We start from the raw sequence: 533 nt of genomic DNA on the forward strand, positions 1-533 counted from the left end.
AAAAGTAAATTGTGTACACAATTTACCCCTCTAATGTTACAGTTGTGTTACAAATTATGTGCTTAAATTCACAAAGCATTCTAATACTTTTAAACCTCAAAGTAAAATAAGAGCTTACACATTTTGGACACGTTGTCCAATTACGCCGTTTTATGCATAAAAATTTGCAAAAAACTTACCAAAAAAGTCGTCAAAAAAAAGAGCTACCTTTTCAGGTAGCCTTTTACATTCAATAAATAAAGGCTCGCGCCATTTCTATTCGGAGTAGCGCCACTGCGACTCTGCTAGCCTTTTGTGCCGCCTTCAAAGACTTCAATGTAGCGTAAAATAGGTGCAGAATACCAGTAATTAACAAACTGCTCACTGGCACTTTCAAGCTCGCTTCTGTCTTTTTCAGGATTACCCATCCACATGCTGTCAACTTGTTGGTCTAAGAAGTCCATTTTTGTTGACTCCATATCAAACATAGAGTCATTGACCATGATACCTTCGGCACTACGGGCAAATTGCAACCGCCAAAAAGTGTCCTCAAC

General features: G+C 38.3%; 1 protein-coding gene. It reads right to left on the reverse strand.

Going from position 1 to position 533, the window contains the following annotated elements; all coding sequences use genetic code 11:
- Positions 1-284: 284 nt before the first annotated feature.
- Positions 285-533, reverse strand: a 249-nt coding sequence (locus tag D1643_RS11975) for a hypothetical protein (RefSeq protein ID WP_236643589.1), incomplete at its 5' end; no start/stop codon positions are given.

This window comes from Enterorhabdus sp. P55 (assembly GCF_009911695.1).
Lineage (GTDB): Bacteria > Actinomycetota > Coriobacteriia > Coriobacteriales > Eggerthellaceae > Enterorhabdus.